We start from the raw sequence: 14127 nt of genomic DNA, 5'->3' as shown, positions 1-14127 counted from the left end.
GATGCGGTTTATGTATGACAAAAACCTTGCCTGCCACATTCTCAAGCAGATTCTGCAAAGCTCTGAGACCATCATGGCAAGGTTTGAACCAGTACGGTCCGTCGCCGATTTAACCGACACTTCTGCCGGTATGGAGAAATTTGATTCCATCTGCATGTTGTTAATTACGATCGGAGAAAGCCTGAAGAATCTGGATAAGATAACCCAAGGTGCACTTCTCTCCGAATACCCTGGAGTGGAGTGGAAAAAGGCCATGGGACTTCGAGACATTATCAGCCATCAGTTTTCGATGTAAACGTTGAAGCCATTTTCGATGTATGCGAAACAAAACTCCCCAGGTTGATCAAAATGACCGGGAAAATCATTGCTGACTTACAGGACGAGCACTGAAATCAATCAGCCGACCGCATCATTCTCACATTCATTTGGTCCTGGCCATTAACCTGACGCCCGTCTTCCGTGGTCTTTATAAAAGTCTTCCCTAAACACCCTGCGAGAAAAGGGGTCACTCCCGCTTTTGCCCCCTTTGGCAGTAAACCCCAATAAAACCATGATCAATATTTATGACCAAGAAAAACAAGATAACCTGGGAATATAATGAATTCGCCCAGGTGGGCAAGGACTATGGCAAGGCCGAGGAGGTTGCGGAGTTTGAATCAAGACATTCGGACTTCCGGGACCTGAAAGGGGAAAGCTTACGCGTTCTTGATACGCTTGGGGTGGGGGAACATGATATTCTGATCGATTTCGGTTGCGGGACAGGCATCTTTGCCATACTCGCCGCCGAACGTTGCAGACAGGCACATGGGGTCGATGTTTCGAAGGCCATGCTCGATTACGCGCGGATCAAGGCGAGAAAGGCCGGGGCAGGAAACATCGATTTTCATCACGGCGGCTTCCTGACCTTTGAATATGACGGCCCGCCCGCCGACTTCATCACCTCCACCCTGGCCTTACACCATCTGCCGGATTTCTGGAAAAGGATCGCTCTGGAACGCATGCATCGAATGCTGAAGCCCGGAGGCAGACTCTACCTCAACGACGTGGTTATCGTGCCCGAAGGGGCATTCGCCAATATCGAGGCCCTGCTGGCCCGGCTGGGGGAAGCGGGAGGCCGGGAAATGCGCCAGGACGCCGAAGACCATTTCCGTCTCGAATTCTCCACCTATGACTGGATCATGGCGGGATTGCTGACCAGAGCCGGATTTACCATCGACAACTCCGAAATCCGGGACGGGGTTATCGCAACCTACTACTGCACCAGACAGCCCTGAGTCGAAAGGAATTGCTCCACCTCAGCTTTGACATGTACGAATCCGATGCGCCATATCATCTTCTGGGGGTGTGGGTCAGGCCTGCACTATTGCATTATTGAACTACAGGATATCCCTCCCCACAATAAACAAAAAAAATCTATTCAGCTGAACCCATCCCCGCCGTCTGATTTTTCGCCGGCCAGCCAGGAATATGGTTTCCAGTAGAGGCGGCGGAGCCGGCGGAACGAGGTCCCGCGAGCCTCCTCGATCCGGGCAAACAGACAATAGAGAGTCGGCACCAGGATCAGGGTCAGAAAGGTTGCGACGATCAGACCGAAAATGACCACCACCGCCATGGATTGCCACCACTGACTCGACTCGCTGACCCAGGAAATCTGCCAGTTGCGGAAGTCGTAGGAGACCCCGGTGACCATCGGAATAAGGCCGAGAATAGTGGTGATGGCGGTCAACAACACCGGGCGCAGGCGAGTGGCCCCGGCGGCGACCACCGCCTCCTTGAGCGGCAACCCCCTCGCCTGCAATTTATTGATGTAATCAATCAGAACGATGGCGTTGTTCACCACCACGCCGGCCAGGGAAATGACCCCGACCCCGGTCATGATGATGCCAAAGGGCAGCCGATACACCGCAAGCCCGAGAAAGGCGCCGCCCAGAGAGAGGATGACCGAGGTCATAATGATAAAGGGCTGGGAAATCGAATTGAACATGCTGACCAGGATCAGAAAAATCAGGCAACAGGCAATGACAAAGGCCTTGCTCAAAAAGGCCTGGGACTCCGCCTGTTCCACGTTCTCCCCGGTAAAACGAATGGTGTAGCCGGGGGGCAGGGTCAGCCGGGCCAGGAGTTTTTCCGCCTGGGCCCGGACCACCGGACCCGGAATTTTGCCTTCATCGACATTGGCCTTGACCGTGACCACCCGCTGGTTGTCGATCCGGACGATATCACCGAGGCCGCCGCTGTAATCCACGGTGGCCAGAGTGGAAAGGGGCACCAGTTCTCCGCTGATGGTGGGGACCATCAACTCCCGAAGAATATCGGTAACCCGCCGGTCTTGCTCCGAGAGCTGGACGGTGATGTCGTAATCCTCATCCCCTTCGCGGTAGGAGGAAACATCCAGCCCGTTATAGGCGGTCTTCAGGGCAAAGCCGATATTGTCCGTGGTCAGGCCGAAGAGGGCAGCCTTCTGACGGTCCACCCGGACCCGGACCGAGGGGGAGCCTTCAACGTAATCATCCCGGATATCCTCCACCGAAGGCAGTTTGGCGAGCTGGTTCCTGATCTCCCGGGCAATGGCGCCGAGGATTTGAAAATTGTCGCCGCCGATTTCAATGTTGATCGGCGCGCCGGTGGGCGGCCCCTCTTCCTGCATGGCGACGGTGATCTTGCCGCCGGGGATGTTTTTTACCCGCCGGCGGATCTCCTTGACCGTCTCCGATGAGGGGGTCGTGCGCTCTTCGATGTCGAGAAACTGGATGCCCACATGGTTGGGGGCGTTGGAGGCAAAGGCCGAACCGCCGCCGGAGGTGCTGACCGCCTTGATATAGATGTCCTTGATATTGACCAGATCGCTGGGGCCGAAAAAGCTCTCCCCGGTCGCCTTCCGGTGCTCCTTGGCGGCCATGGCCGCGAGGTAGGCCGCCGGGTCCTCGGCCTTGCCGTAGAGTTCCTCCTCCGGAACCCCGGCCACCGCCATTTCGATGCGCCGCATGATGGTATCGATATAATCGAGATCCGCCCCTTCGGGGGTATCGATATTGACGTACATGGATTTGGGATCAATCTCCGGGAAGAACTCCACCGGCTTCTCAATGCCGACCACCAGCAGCCAGGCCTGAAAAAGAAGGATAAGGCAGGCAAAGGCAGTGCCGACTATCACGAGCGGCCGGTTCAGGCAGAAGCGGAGCGTGGCGGTGTAGAATTTCAGGAACCAGCCCCGGATTTCAATGGGTTTTTCACCGGCCGCCCGGAGTTGCTCGCCGCTGATTTCCGCAGCACCCTGGTGGCCACCGTTTTCAACCTTCATGAAGACTGCGGCCAGGGCCGGGTTGATCACCATGGCGACAAACAGACTCGAAGTGAGGGTGACAATCAGGGTCAGGGGCAGATAGCCCATGAACTCCCCCATAATCCCCGGCCAGAAAAGCATCGGCGAAAAGGCCGCCAGGGTGGTGAGGGTTGAGCCGATCACCGGCCAGGCCACCTCGGCGGTGGCCCGTTTGGCCGCCTCCGACCTCGGCACGCCCTGTTGCATATAGCGGTAGATGTTCTCGACAATGACGATGGCGTTGTCCACCAGCATCCCCAGGGCCAGGGTCAGGGAGAAGAGCACCACCATGTTGAGGGTCACCCCCATGATGTACAGGACGGTGAAGGAGAGCAGCATCGAAAAGGGAATCGCCAGACCGACCAGCACGGCATTGCGCAGTCCGAGAAAGAAGAGCAATACTCCCACCACCAGCACCAGTCCGGTGAGGATGTTGTTTTCCAGATCCGCCACCATCGCCCGGATATCCTTGGCCATGTCCAGAACCTTGGTGATCTCGGTATCCTTGGGCCAGGTCTTCTCGCTCCGGTTCAGAAGTTCATCCAACTGGTCGGTGATGGCGATGATGTTTTCGCCGGTCCGCTTTTTGACCGTGATATTGACCGCGCTCCGGCCGTCCAGCCGGGAGCGGCTGGTCTCATCCTTGAAGCCGTCCACCACCCGGGCCAGATCCTTCAGATACACGGGCTGGCCGTTATGGGTCCCCATGACCAGGCCGTAGATCTCGGACGGGGTCTTGAATTCGCCGGGGACCCGGAGCTGGAAACGGCCGTTTCCCAGCCGCAGAGCCCCGCCCGAGGTGTTCTGATTTTCACTGGAAACGATCCGCTGGAACACCGGGATCGAAATGCCGTAGTAGGCCAGTTTTTCCGGCAGCACCTCGACCCGGATCTCCCTCTCCAGGCCGCCGGTCACTTCAACTTCCAGGACCCCGGGGATGGCCTCGATCTCATCCTTGAGATCATCACCGATTTCCTTCAGGGTGGCCAGGCCGCAGGTGCCGCTCAACGAGTAGACCACAATGGGCATTTCGGAAAAATTAACCTCGAAGACCGTGGGATCATTTTCCAGGTCGGAGGGCAGTTCATTTCCGGCCTCGTCAACCTTGTCCTTGACGTCCTGCAGCGCCTTGTCGATATCGGTGCCGGTCACGAACTCGATACTGGTCATGGAGAGCCCTTCGGAACTGACCGAATGGATCTTTTTGACCCCGTCGATCCCCTTGAGCTTTTTCTCGATTTCGATGGTGATGGAGGTCTCGACATCGGCCGGCGACACTCCCCGGTAATCGGCGCTGACAAAGACGTAGGGAATGGTGATATCCGGCGAGCTTTCCCGGGGCAGGACATTATAGCAGTAGACCCCGAACACGAGGATAATGAGGGCGAGCACCATGACCGTGGTGCTTTTCTCAACCGCAGTATCGGACACGATCATCTGGCGAACTCCCCGATACCGGTAATGGTCTTGACGATATTGAGCTCCTGGCCCTCCTCCACCGCCCGGTGGCCTTCGACGATCACCCGGTCGCCGACCGCGAGCCCGCTGACGATCTGGACCCGCCACTCCTCGGTGATCCCCGGTTCAACCGGGCGACGCACAGCGACGCCCTGTTCTTCAATAAAGACAAAGCGCTCATCGTTCCTGTTCAGGATGGCATAGATGGGGACGGTCAACCCCTCTTCCACCCGTTGCTTGACGAGATCGGCTTTGACGAACATGCCCGGCAGGATCGACCGATCAGGGTTGTCGATCGCCAGCTCGAGGCGGTAGAGCCGGGCCACGTTTTCCGGGGAAGAAGCGAGAAAATGTTTGCGCCCGGTGACGGTGCGGTTGTCCAGGGCCTGCAGGGTTAAAGGCACCCGGTCGAGGCGGGCGACACTGCTGACATCCGATTCGGGGATGCCGATCACTCCCTTTACCTTATCGATCTGCAGGATCCGGGCAATGGGATCGCCATTCTTCAGGAGCAGGCCGACCTTGGCGTCCAGACGGCGGATCACCCCGGAGATCGGGGCAGTGATATTGCAGCGGGCGAGCAGCAGCCGTGCCTGATCCAGGGTGGCCCGGGTGGCTTGCTCCTGGGCCTCCATCACATCGAGTTCCGCCTTGGGGGAGAAACCGTTGTCAAACAGGCTCCGGGTCCGCTCCAGGTTGGTCAGGGCCAGACTGGCGGCGGATTCGGCCGCGTTGAGGGCAATCCGGTAATCCTCCGGGTCGACCCGGGCGATCACCTCACCCTCCTGCAGCCAGTCCCCTTCTTTCACCGGCACCTCGACCACTTCCCCGCCGATCTTGGCAAGCAGCTCCAGATCGAGCCATGGCTCGATAGCGCCCGGCAGGTTGAGCCGGTCGCTGATCGGCCGGGGTTGAATTTCCAGAAGCACCACATTGACCGCCGGCCGCCCGGCGGACAGGGCCCGGGCCTGTTCTTCCGCCAACCGGGTCTTCTTCGCGCTGATTGCGGTAAAAAATACGATGATCAGAAACACAAGTCCGACCAGCATCAAAGCGGGAAGCGCTCCCCAGATCAGCCTGACGATTTTTGCCCGGAGGCTGCCGGGCTGTTTTTCCGTGTCCGTCATGAATCTATCCTCTTTTTCCACCACTGGATGCGCGTTCTTCTATAGTAGGACTCAACTTTCTGACTTGCCTCAAGATATTGGTTTGCTGTCATCAAATGGTCCCAAGTCATGGCGGCATTCCATGATTAGAAGCCAGGAGCCAGGAGGAAAGCTTAAAGCCGATTTGAGCAACTCGTCTGTTGTACCGATTAGCGAGCATGCGAGACATCGAGACGTATACTCCTCAAGGGGTATTGAAGTGAGTACCCGAAGGGTAAATAAATCCGTCATTCTGGCTTCTAACTCCTGGCTTCTAACTTCTGACTCCTGGCTCCTGGCTCCTGGCTCCTGGCTTCTAACTCCTGGCTCCTGGCTTCTCCCTTCTTGTGGAAAACAGGCATGAAAAAATCGCCAAAACCCCTGTAATGACCACCCGCCGCCTTTTCCTATGCGATTGCCAGCACACCTTGAATAATCTTTTCAAGGTCACCGATGGTCAGAACCGTATTTTTCAAAAGGTATGTAAATTCCTCGTCAAATCCAATTTTCGATAAACTCGTAATCACGCCGTTTTGAATATCCAGGCTCAGTCTGAAATTTTCTCTATGGATACTCATATAATCGGTAAGCGTCTCCCTGACCCGGTTTTCAACAAACGCGAATATGTCCTTCGGAGCATCGAAAGAAACCAATTCATAGACATCGGGCGTCAGATTGAATTTACGACCGTAATAAAAATCGGCTTTCCCTAGCACCGCTTTTCTGCCGATGCGTGTAGGCTGTAAAAAGCTATTGGTCATCCCGGCTACTTTTGCATTCTCTTCGCTCAGGTTGGAAGGATTACGAAAACAAGATTCCGTGACTCCCAGCTTAGTGAAGATATAATCGATCCCCACCACAAGATGCAAAACCGGAGAATCCGCTGCAAATTCCTGCGGCTCTTCATCTGTTATTTCTGACGTAAAGGTCATAAAGCCCCCTGTTCAAGCAGTCGGCGAAGCAGCCGGCATTCATTAAAGCTGCGTTGAACAGCTCGTCTGCTCAACTCAGCTTGATACCGCTCATCCTGAGCCTGTCGAAGGATCATGAAAACAACAGCAATCCGGCTTACAGGAACAGCGTCGTGTTGGATTTCGCAGCGCTGGCGAGAAACGCGCCTACCCCGCCGGGCTCCAAGCCGTCAATCAGGTCTGTCGGCTTTATCCCCATCAGGTCAACGGTCATCTGGCAGGCGATAATTCGCACTCCGGCTTCCCGGGCCATCCGGATAAGCGTCTCCAGCCGGATCACGTTTTTCTTCTTCATCATATAACGGAACAGTTTCGGACCAATGCCACCAAAGTTCATTTTTGAGGTGGGGAGATTCTCCGGCCCTTTTGGTCGCAAGGCCAGGAGCAGGCGCTCGAGAAACCCTCTGCCGGTGGTCGCAAAAGTAGATTTTTTCAGGACATCCAATCCCCAGAAAGTGGCGAAAATGGTGACCTTCATGTTCATGGCAACCGCGCCATTGGCGATAATAAAAGCGGCCATCGCCTTATCAAGATCCCCGCTGAAGAGGACAAGGCTCAGTTGATCACCCTTTTTCTCAAGTGCGGCAATCCGCTCTTCCAGCTCTGCTACCTTTTTCTGAAGATCAGCAGAAGCGGCTGAATTTCCCGCAACCTTCTGTCGGTGTTCTTTTTCCATATCCAGGGCCCGCCTTGTCTTTATGCCACTCTTCCGGCGAAGATCACTCAGCATCACTCAATCCTATTTAATCACCATTCGACAAAACCGTGCCAGATCTATTTTTCGTCCAGGCCCCTCTTCAGGATCACCGGCAGGGGGTCCTTCCGGGCAAGGGCCGCCAGAAGCTGTTCATGGATCTTTCCCTGGCCCAGGTCTTCCTTGCCGGTCAATGACTCGATCTCGATCCGGACAATCCCGGTAATCGCCAGTTTCTCCGGAAGGTAGTCACCGAACCCGCCATCCGGCTGATACTTGGCCATCAGACTGCGAAAGGCAAGCCCCCGCTCCGCATCATCGGTAACTAGATGCGCCCTGCCCTTGATGATCACGCTGCGATAGAGGTATGCCGCCTCGCAGGGCTGGTTGACCGCCCGGACGAGCGCCAGGGGAAGATCCACTTCAAAGCAGACCCGGTCATCACGGTCGAGATGATCGATCTTCTCCCCGGCCAGGGCGGAGTGAAAGTAGATCCGCCCCTCGGCATAGGCGAAATTAAGCGGTTTGATCATCGGGTAGCCATCCTGCCCGACCGTTCCAAGGCGCCCGACCTGACACTCATTCAGGAGCCCCTCAATCACGGCCGGGTCGTTGATCTCCTTGTTCGCTTTACGCATTCAGTACTCTCCGGATTGTACAGGCAGAACAAACCGCCTTTTCCAGCCAGCGTCGCTGACGCGCGTTTACGCGAACGCAACGACGATCTCTTCTTTCGATTTCCGCCACTTGGGCGGCAAAAGTTGAAGACCGGGTTTCCGGTAACCGACTGCCAGCAGCAGCGGGACCCAGAAAGTATCCGGAATCTTGAATTCCTTCCGGACCCCTTCATGGTCGAATCCGTCCATCGGATGGGTTTCGAGACCGAGGCTGGTGGCGGCATACATCAGGGCCATCCCGAAAAACCCCGCGTTCTTGGCGGCAAAGGCCAGGTTCGCCTCCGGGCTCCAGTCGTACAGGGATTTCGCCGCATCGAGAAACCACCCCCGCTGCTCGGGCTGCATAATTCCCGAATCAACCATTTCCCGCCAGTTCTTTTCGACGGTCGGATGGCCCTCCTGCCAGCCTTTCTTGTCGGCCAGGACCATCAGGACCACCGGCGCTTCGGTAACCTTGGGCTGGTCCCAGGCCAGTTTTCTCAGCGCCTCCTTCTCTTTTTGCTCCCGGAGAATAATCAGGTTCCAGGGCTGAAGATTGAAGCTCGAAGGGGCCTTGGCTGCCAGTTCGATCATTTCGGTCAACAACTCATCGGAAACATCTTTTTCCGGGTCGAAAAAATTAATGGCCCGTCTCTTTTCAACTATTTCACGGAAGTTCATGGTTGTCTCCTTTATGTAATCGTTTGATATCAAATTCTTCACTTGCACCCTTCGGGTATAAGTTTCGTATAAGCAGGCACGCTGCTCAACTCAGCTTATAATTTTCCAGCAAGTTTCTTGCACAGAATTCCCAGCTGTTTCTGCTCCTCGGCGGTGAGATTGCCCATCGCCCCGGCAATCCGCTTCGCATGGCCCGGAAAAATATTTTTCATCAACTCCTCCCCATCGCCCGTCAGGGCAATGGTGAAATATCTCCGGTCGTCCTGATTGCGGGTGCGAAGAACCAGTTCCCGCTTTTCCAGATTGTCGATCACGGTGGTCAGGTTGGCCGTGCTTTTCAGGATCTTTGCCGCGATCTCCTTCTGGCACATCGGCCCAAGATGGTACAAGGCTTCAAGAACACCGAACTGGCTCACCGTCAGTTTTTCGGCGCCCAGCGGCCCGTGCACCAGTGCGGAAATCGTCTCTCCGGCCCTGGAAAGCTTCACGAAAGTGCTTAACGCCAACCTCTCCTTTTGATCACCACGATATTTCATCTGCCAACACCTCGATGTCTAATAGTTTAATATTAAACTAATGATCCGGCGGATGATCGTCAAGGGGCTCGTTTAATTGAAACATGAGAGGAGAGCAAAAATGAATGTCCGGGTTGAGTGCCGACCGGGTTTGCAATACCGGATTCCGCCTTTTTCCCTGAGGCCGGCCTTTCGGGAGCAGCCGACAAAGAAGCGGATGGCGGATGGCGTGCCGGAATCAGCGAAAAAAAATGCGAGACCCACGGAAACAGCTCGGGGTCTCACATGATTTCAGGGTTCTGCCTTTGTGGAATGTACGATCTTACAAATCTTCCCGGCTCAGACCCACCAGATCTGCCTTTTGGCCGGATTGCCGTTTTTTTCAAAGACATCCCCGGACTCCTTCAGGACTGCCGCAAGCTCCTCCACCGTGAAGCTGTACCCGTCTTCAGCGGCCAGGGTGACGAACTCCTCCATGGTTGCCGGGACGTCATATCGGGCCCGTACATTTTTATCCTCGCCGCCGGCGACAAGCAGGTCTTCCACATCTTTTCTAGCCATGATTATTCTCCCTGTTTTAAATTAAGAAATATACATTAAGATCCATTTTGATCGGCGCCTCACCCACGACACACTCCTCGCACTGAAGACAGGCTTTCCTTACCGATCAGTTTGCGATCCTTCTTTCCGTCAATGTTCTGATCTTCCCGGCCAGCTCCAGCATCCTTGCCACCTCGTCCATGGTCGGCGGGGTGATCGTGAAATTGTAGGGGTCGCAGATCTCCTGAAACGCGTCCAGGGCTTTTAACTCATCACCAAGAGGCCCCAGGTCTCCGGGCAAAAACTCTTCCATCGCCTCAACCAGATCGTGCATGGTGTGATTATAGGGGAGATTGCCGCTTTCCATCAGCAGGGCCATGATCAGCTTTTCAATGGCCATGGCCACCAGATTATAGAGGATTTCGGCGGTAAAGACCTGCCGCCGCCTGGCGAAACCGTTAACGGCTGCGGCCAGGAACTGCTTGCCCTGCCGCAGATACTCCTGCCAGCCGCCGATGGGTGGGCGCTTGATATCTCCGAAGCCTACCAGTCTGCCCGGTGGCGAAGATTTTGTCTCCGGCATGGCAGCGTCTCCTTTCTTCATGGCGCACAGAACTCTATAATGACGCTCTCGTCATCGCCCTGGGTCAGGGTGTATGGATCACCAATCATAAATCGCAACCCTTGACCGGTGGCAACTGCCTGCAGCCTGGAGATATCCGGATCCACGGTTTCCCTGTCCGCCTCCCGGTTGATGCAGACGAACAGCTCACGTTCGTGGTCGGTGAACTGGAGCAGAAAGGAGTTGTGCTCCAGGAAGACCAGGTCTTCGTAGGCATAGGAAACACCCATCCCCGCTTCCTCGACAATATTTTTTACCAGTCCCAATTGTTTCATAGATCTTCCGCTCTGCTGAGATTGTAGATATCCCTCCATCTGGCCCCGCAGGTTGCACAAAACATCGCAACCCGCATCTGATCTCCCTTCACCCATTCCGGAGGGGAGGAGTACTTGATCGCCTTTGATCCGCACTTCGGACAATGACCGCCGCCCGATTCCAGATATGATCTATAGGTCATGGTTGTCTCCGATGACCCTTACGAGATCAGATACCCGGCAGCCGGCTCGCCGTCTTCCAGACCGTCAAGGATGGCATCGATCGCCTCTTCACTGTCGACGCCCTTAAACCACCAGTTCTCCGGCTGAATCACCATGATCGGTCCCGATTCGCACTGTTTGAGGCAGGTGGTGGCGGTGATCAGGCAATCAAGGCCCCGATCGAGAATCTCCTCTTCGATGTACTGCAGAAAACCGTTGGTCTGCTTGTGGCAGATGCCTTTCTTGTCGCCCGCGACGCGAAAGCTCTGACAGACGATGATTTGTCGTTCCGGGGTTGCCATGGGGTGCTCCTTTTTTTAATGAAGAATTTAGAATGCAAAATTAAGATTTATGATTGTGTTCATTGACCCTTGCATCTTCCTTTTTTCCCGCCGCCATATAATTGGTCGATAGCGCCCTCGATCCCGCCGTCGGTGATCAGGACGGAAACCCCCTTCTCTCCGAGAATACGTCTCGGGCTTTCGCCGGCCCCGGCGGCAAGGACTGCGAAACAGTCGACCAGGGTTTCGGCCAATTTTTCCCAGCGGCCACTGCCGCCGCCCGGCTCCGGAACCGGTCTGGTTCCTAGAAGACAGGTCAACCCATCTTCCCTGGGACCGTAGATCAGCATCTGATACGCCTGGCCGAGATGCAGATCCACCTCCATGCCGCCCACACTGACCACCCCGATATTCGGCCTTTCTGCGGTCGGCGCAAGGGCGGCGGCGACCGGACTTTTACAGGATCCGAACACCGACGGGCAATCGGCGCCGAGATGGGCTTTCTTTTCCGGCTGCACCGTCGTCGCCAGATATCGGGACGCGCTTACCGCCAGCTGTTCCATGACTCCGGGTTCCGGTGCACCGAGCAGCGACTCATTCTGATCCGTAACGTGGTTGCAGGGGACAAGCTCCATCGATTCCGCACCGCGTGCAGACATCTCCCTGGCAATGACGGAAACCTGGTCGTCGTTCACTCCGGGATAGACCGTGGTCCTCACCCCCACCTTGATTCCCTGCTCCCGGAAAGCCACGACCGCCCGGGCCTGTTCTTCCAGAAGCATCGGGATGGCCTGGGAAAGGGGAATCGTTTTGTTCCCCGGCCTGATCCAGGCATAGAGTTTTTCCGCCGCTTCCCGTTCAACCGCGTTTACCAGCAAAGTAACCCGGGCCACTCCAGCTTCCGCGAGCTCTTTCGCGGCTTCGGCGCCATGCAGCCCGAGGGTCGTTACCGAAAGTTCCAGTTCCGGGTACTTCCCCCTGATCAGCCGCAGGGTTTCCAAGGTCCCCTCCATTTCCGCCAGCGGATCTCCGGGACCATCCAGTTCAACCCCGCTGATCACCGCGCCCTGCCGGAGATTTTCTTCAAGCCACCTCAATGCGCCTGCAGGCGGTACCGCGCGGGCCTCTGCATCGGGCCGGTCGTAACGAACCCTGAACAACGGTCGCCGGGCCACCGGCAGAATGAGCGATCCCGGCCCGGAGGGATTGCCGGCGCAGCGGCAATTTTCGCCTTTCGGCAACTGAATAATCTTCATCTCAGACACCATTCCCTTGATTTCCGGTGGGGCGTGAGACCGGAAACAGAGATTAACTCCGCTCCCGGTTTCTTAAGGTTTCTACATGACAAGTTCAAACTTCTCTTCAGGGTCATCGCGGTCCTTGCGGTCCAGCAGCACCCCGAGGATTTTTTCCAGCAGCCGCAATCCCCCCTTGTAACCGACGGTCGGGAAATACTGGTGTCCCTGGCGGTCGAGGATCGGGAACCCCCAGCGGACATACGGGATGTCCTCGTCGCGGGCGATATACTTGCAGTAAGTGTTGCCGATGATCAGGTCAACCGGCTCGTTTTTGATCCACTGGTGGAGGAGGAACATATCCCCTTTGGCCTTGACGTTCACCGGACAGCCCATCTCGCTGGTGATCTCCCGGATCCTTTTCTCAAACTTCTTGCCGGGGGTTCCGGTGACGATATGGACCGGTTTCATGTCCATCGTGACCAGGAATTCGGTCATCGCGATCAGTTGATCCGGGTCGCCGACCAGCGCCACCTTTTTTCCGTACAGATACTGGTGCATGTCCGAGATCATGTCGACCAGCTGGCCGCGTTCATAGGCGATCTCGTCGGGGATGGTGACTCCGGCGATGGTCCGCAGGGCATCGATAAAGCGATCGGTGGCCATCAGCCCGAAGGGCATGTCGAGCACCGAACAGGGCACCTTGTGCTGGGAGTCCAGTTCTCGGGCCGCATCGGCCGAACACCATTCGCCGAGGGCCAGGGTGCCCTTGGAGTCACCGGTGCTTTTCAGCTCGGCCACGGTGGTGCCGCCGTCGGGGAACATCTTGTACTCGCCGGACAACGGGGTGTTCAGTACCCCCGAGGTGTCCGGGAACATGATGGTCTTGATCCCGATCAGGGCGGTCAGCCGCTTGATCTCCTCCATGTCGGCCGGTTCAACCCAGCCCGGGATGATATTGACCTTGCCGTTCTTTTTGCCGGTGGGTTCAGCCATCATCGCCATCGACTTGACCATGTTTGAAAAACCGGTCACATGGGAACCAGCGTAACTCGGGGTGGAGGCGCTGATCACATATTTTCCTTTCGGGATCTTGCCCTCGGCCTGCGCCTTTTTCTTGATCTGGGGCAGATCGTCGCCGATGGTCTCGGAGAGGCAGGTGGTATGGATCGCGATCACCTCCGGCTCATAGACGGTGAAGATGTTGTTGATGGCCTGCAGCATATTGGCCTGGCCGCCGAATACCGAGGCACCCTCGGTAAATGAGCTGGTGGCGGCGGAAACCGGCTCCTTGTAATGCCTGGTCAGGGCACTGCGATGGTACGCGCAGCACCCCTGGGAGCCATGACTGTGCGGCAGACAGCCGTGGATCCCGAGCGCCGCATACATGGCGCCGATCGGCTGGCAGGTCTTGGCCGGATTGATGGTCAGGGCCTTGCGCGCCGATATTTCTTTCGGGGTATGTCGTAGTAACATTTTCGTATCCTCAAATGTTTGATGAATGCAGAATGTAGAATGCAAAATGCAAAAT

The 14127-nt window shown here is 56.2% G+C and carries 15 protein-coding genes and 1 pseudogene; 2 read left to right on the top strand and 14 right to left on the bottom strand.

Going from position 1 to position 14127, the window contains the following annotated elements; all coding sequences use genetic code 11:
- Positions 1-10: 10 nt before the first annotated feature.
- Positions 11-390, top strand: a pseudogene (locus KKG35_08600) (DUF86 domain-containing protein).
- A 173-nt stretch (positions 391-563) separates the two neighbouring features.
- A complete protein-coding gene (locus tag KKG35_08595) occupies positions 564-1274 on the top strand; it encodes a methyltransferase domain-containing protein (protein MBU1738184.1) in 711 nt (236 codons plus the stop codon).
- Between the two features lie 143 nt (positions 1275-1417).
- On the opposite strand, the gene KKG35_08590 is transcribed toward KKG35_08595, so the two are convergent.
- The 14 genes from KKG35_08590 to nifK form a co-directional block, all read right to left on the bottom strand.
- Positions 1418-4759: an efflux RND transporter permease subunit gene (locus tag KKG35_08590; GenBank protein MBU1738183.1), complete on the bottom strand. Its 3342-nt coding sequence runs from the start codon at positions 4757-4759 to the stop codon at positions 1418-1420.
- Positions 4756-5907: an efflux RND transporter periplasmic adaptor subunit gene (locus KKG35_08585; GenBank protein ID MBU1738182.1), complete on the bottom strand. Its 1152-nt coding sequence runs from the start codon at positions 5905-5907 to the stop codon at positions 4756-4758. Before KKG35_08585 ends, KKG35_08590 begins: the two co-directional genes overlap by 4 nt.
- 425 nt (positions 5908-6332) lie before the next feature.
- Positions 6333-6857, bottom strand: coding sequence for a hypothetical protein (locus KKG35_08580; protein ID MBU1738181.1), 525 nt, complete (start codon positions 6855-6857; stop codon positions 6333-6335).
- Between the two features lie 136 nt (positions 6858-6993).
- Complete coding sequence (locus KKG35_08575; protein MBU1738180.1) at positions 6994-7572, bottom strand: DsrE/DsrF/DrsH-like family protein; 579 nt, start codon at positions 7570-7572, stop codon at positions 6994-6996.
- A 98-nt stretch (positions 7573-7670) separates the two neighbouring features.
- On the bottom strand, positions 7671-8228 hold the full coding sequence (locus KKG35_08570) for a pyridoxamine 5'-phosphate oxidase family protein (GenBank protein MBU1738179.1): 558 nt from the start codon (positions 8226-8228) through the stop codon (positions 7671-7673).
- Positions 8229-8294: 66 nt separating this feature from the next.
- Positions 8295-8927: a nitroreductase family protein gene (locus KKG35_08565; protein MBU1738178.1), complete on the bottom strand. Its 633-nt coding sequence runs from the start codon at positions 8925-8927 to the stop codon at positions 8295-8297.
- A gap of 95 nt (positions 8928-9022) precedes the next feature.
- Positions 9023-9463, bottom strand: a complete 441-nt coding sequence (locus KKG35_08560; GenBank protein ID MBU1738177.1) for a MarR family transcriptional regulator — start codon at positions 9461-9463, stop codon at positions 9023-9025.
- A gap of 318 nt (positions 9464-9781) precedes the next feature.
- Positions 9782-10003, bottom strand: a complete 222-nt coding sequence (locus tag KKG35_08555; protein MBU1738176.1) for a Nif11-like leader peptide family natural product precursor — start codon at positions 10001-10003, stop codon at positions 9782-9784.
- Between the two features lie 106 nt (positions 10004-10109).
- The gene (locus KKG35_08550; protein ID MBU1738175.1) at positions 10110-10565 is read right to left on the bottom strand and encodes a hypothetical protein; all 456 of its coding nucleotides are present in this window, start codon (positions 10563-10565) and stop codon (positions 10110-10112) included.
- A 17-nt stretch (positions 10566-10582) separates the two neighbouring features.
- Positions 10583-10879: a hypothetical protein gene (locus tag KKG35_08545; GenBank protein ID MBU1738174.1), complete on the bottom strand. Its 297-nt coding sequence runs from the start codon at positions 10877-10879 to the stop codon at positions 10583-10585.
- Positions 10876-11061: a hypothetical protein gene (locus tag KKG35_08540; GenBank protein MBU1738173.1), complete on the bottom strand. Its 186-nt coding sequence runs from the start codon at positions 11059-11061 to the stop codon at positions 10876-10878. Before KKG35_08540 ends, KKG35_08545 begins: the two co-directional genes overlap by 4 nt.
- An 18-nt stretch (positions 11062-11079) precedes the next feature.
- The gene (locus KKG35_08535; GenBank protein ID MBU1738172.1) at positions 11080-11382 is read right to left on the bottom strand and encodes a (2Fe-2S) ferredoxin domain-containing protein; all 303 of its coding nucleotides are present in this window, start codon (positions 11380-11382) and stop codon (positions 11080-11082) included.
- A gap of 59 nt (positions 11383-11441) precedes the next feature.
- On the bottom strand, positions 11442-12617 hold the full coding sequence (locus KKG35_08530; protein MBU1738171.1) for a radical SAM protein: 1176 nt from the start codon (positions 12615-12617) through the stop codon (positions 11442-11444).
- An 81-nt stretch (positions 12618-12698) separates the two neighbouring features.
- Positions 12699-14072, bottom strand: coding sequence for a nitrogenase molybdenum-iron protein subunit beta (gene nifK / locus KKG35_08525; GenBank protein ID MBU1738170.1), 1374 nt, complete (start codon positions 14070-14072; stop codon positions 12699-12701).
- Positions 14073-14127: the final 55 nt, after the last annotated feature.

It is taken from the genome of Pseudomonadota bacterium, from assembly GCA_018823285.1.
Classification (GTDB): domain Bacteria; phylum Desulfobacterota; class Desulfobulbia; order Desulfobulbales; family JAGXFP01; genus JAHJIQ01.
This window is presented reverse-complemented; position numbering and strand designations above follow the sequence as displayed.

Coding starts and splice junctions, on each gene's coding strand:
- KKG35_08595 (MBU1738184.1), top strand. CDS start 564: ATGACCAAGAAAAACAAGATAACCTGGGAATATAATGAATTCGCCCAG.
- KKG35_08590 (MBU1738183.1), bottom strand. CDS start 4,759: ATGATCGTGTCCGATACTGCGGTTGAGAAAAGCACCACGGTCATGGTG.
- KKG35_08585 (MBU1738182.1), bottom strand. CDS start 5,907: ATGACGGACACGGAAAAACAGCCCGGCAGCCTCCGGGCAAAAATCGTC.
- KKG35_08580 (MBU1738181.1), bottom strand. CDS start 6,857: ATGACCTTTACGTCAGAAATAACAGATGAAGAGCCGCAGGAATTTGCA.
- KKG35_08575 (MBU1738180.1), bottom strand. CDS start 7,572: ATGGAAAAAGAACACCGACAGAAGGTTGCGGGAAATTCAGCCGCTTCT.
- KKG35_08570 (MBU1738179.1), bottom strand. CDS start 8,228: ATGCGTAAAGCGAACAAGGAGATCAACGACCCGGCCGTGATTGAGGGG.
- KKG35_08565 (MBU1738178.1), bottom strand. CDS start 8,927: ATGAACTTCCGTGAAATAGTTGAAAAGAGACGGGCCATTAATTTTTTC.
- KKG35_08560 (MBU1738177.1), bottom strand. CDS start 9,463: ATGAAATATCGTGGTGATCAAAAGGAGAGGTTGGCGTTAAGCACTTTC.
- KKG35_08555 (MBU1738176.1), bottom strand. CDS start 10,003: ATGGCTAGAAAAGATGTGGAAGACCTGCTTGTCGCCGGCGGCGAGGAT.
- KKG35_08550 (MBU1738175.1), bottom strand. CDS start 10,565: ATGCCGGAGACAAAATCTTCGCCACCGGGCAGACTGGTAGGCTTCGGA.
- KKG35_08545 (MBU1738174.1), bottom strand. CDS start 10,879: ATGAAACAATTGGGACTGGTAAAAAATATTGTCGAGGAAGCGGGGATG.
- KKG35_08540 (MBU1738173.1), bottom strand. CDS start 11,061: ATGACCTATAGATCATATCTGGAATCGGGCGGCGGTCATTGTCCGAAG.
- KKG35_08535 (MBU1738172.1), bottom strand. CDS start 11,382: ATGGCAACCCCGGAACGACAAATCATCGTCTGTCAGAGCTTTCGCGTC.
- KKG35_08530 (MBU1738171.1), bottom strand. CDS start 12,617: ATGAAGATTATTCAGTTGCCGAAAGGCGAAAATTGCCGCTGCGCCGGC.
- nifK (MBU1738170.1), bottom strand. CDS start 14,072: ATGTTACTACGACATACCCCGAAAGAAATATCGGCGCGCAAGGCCCTG.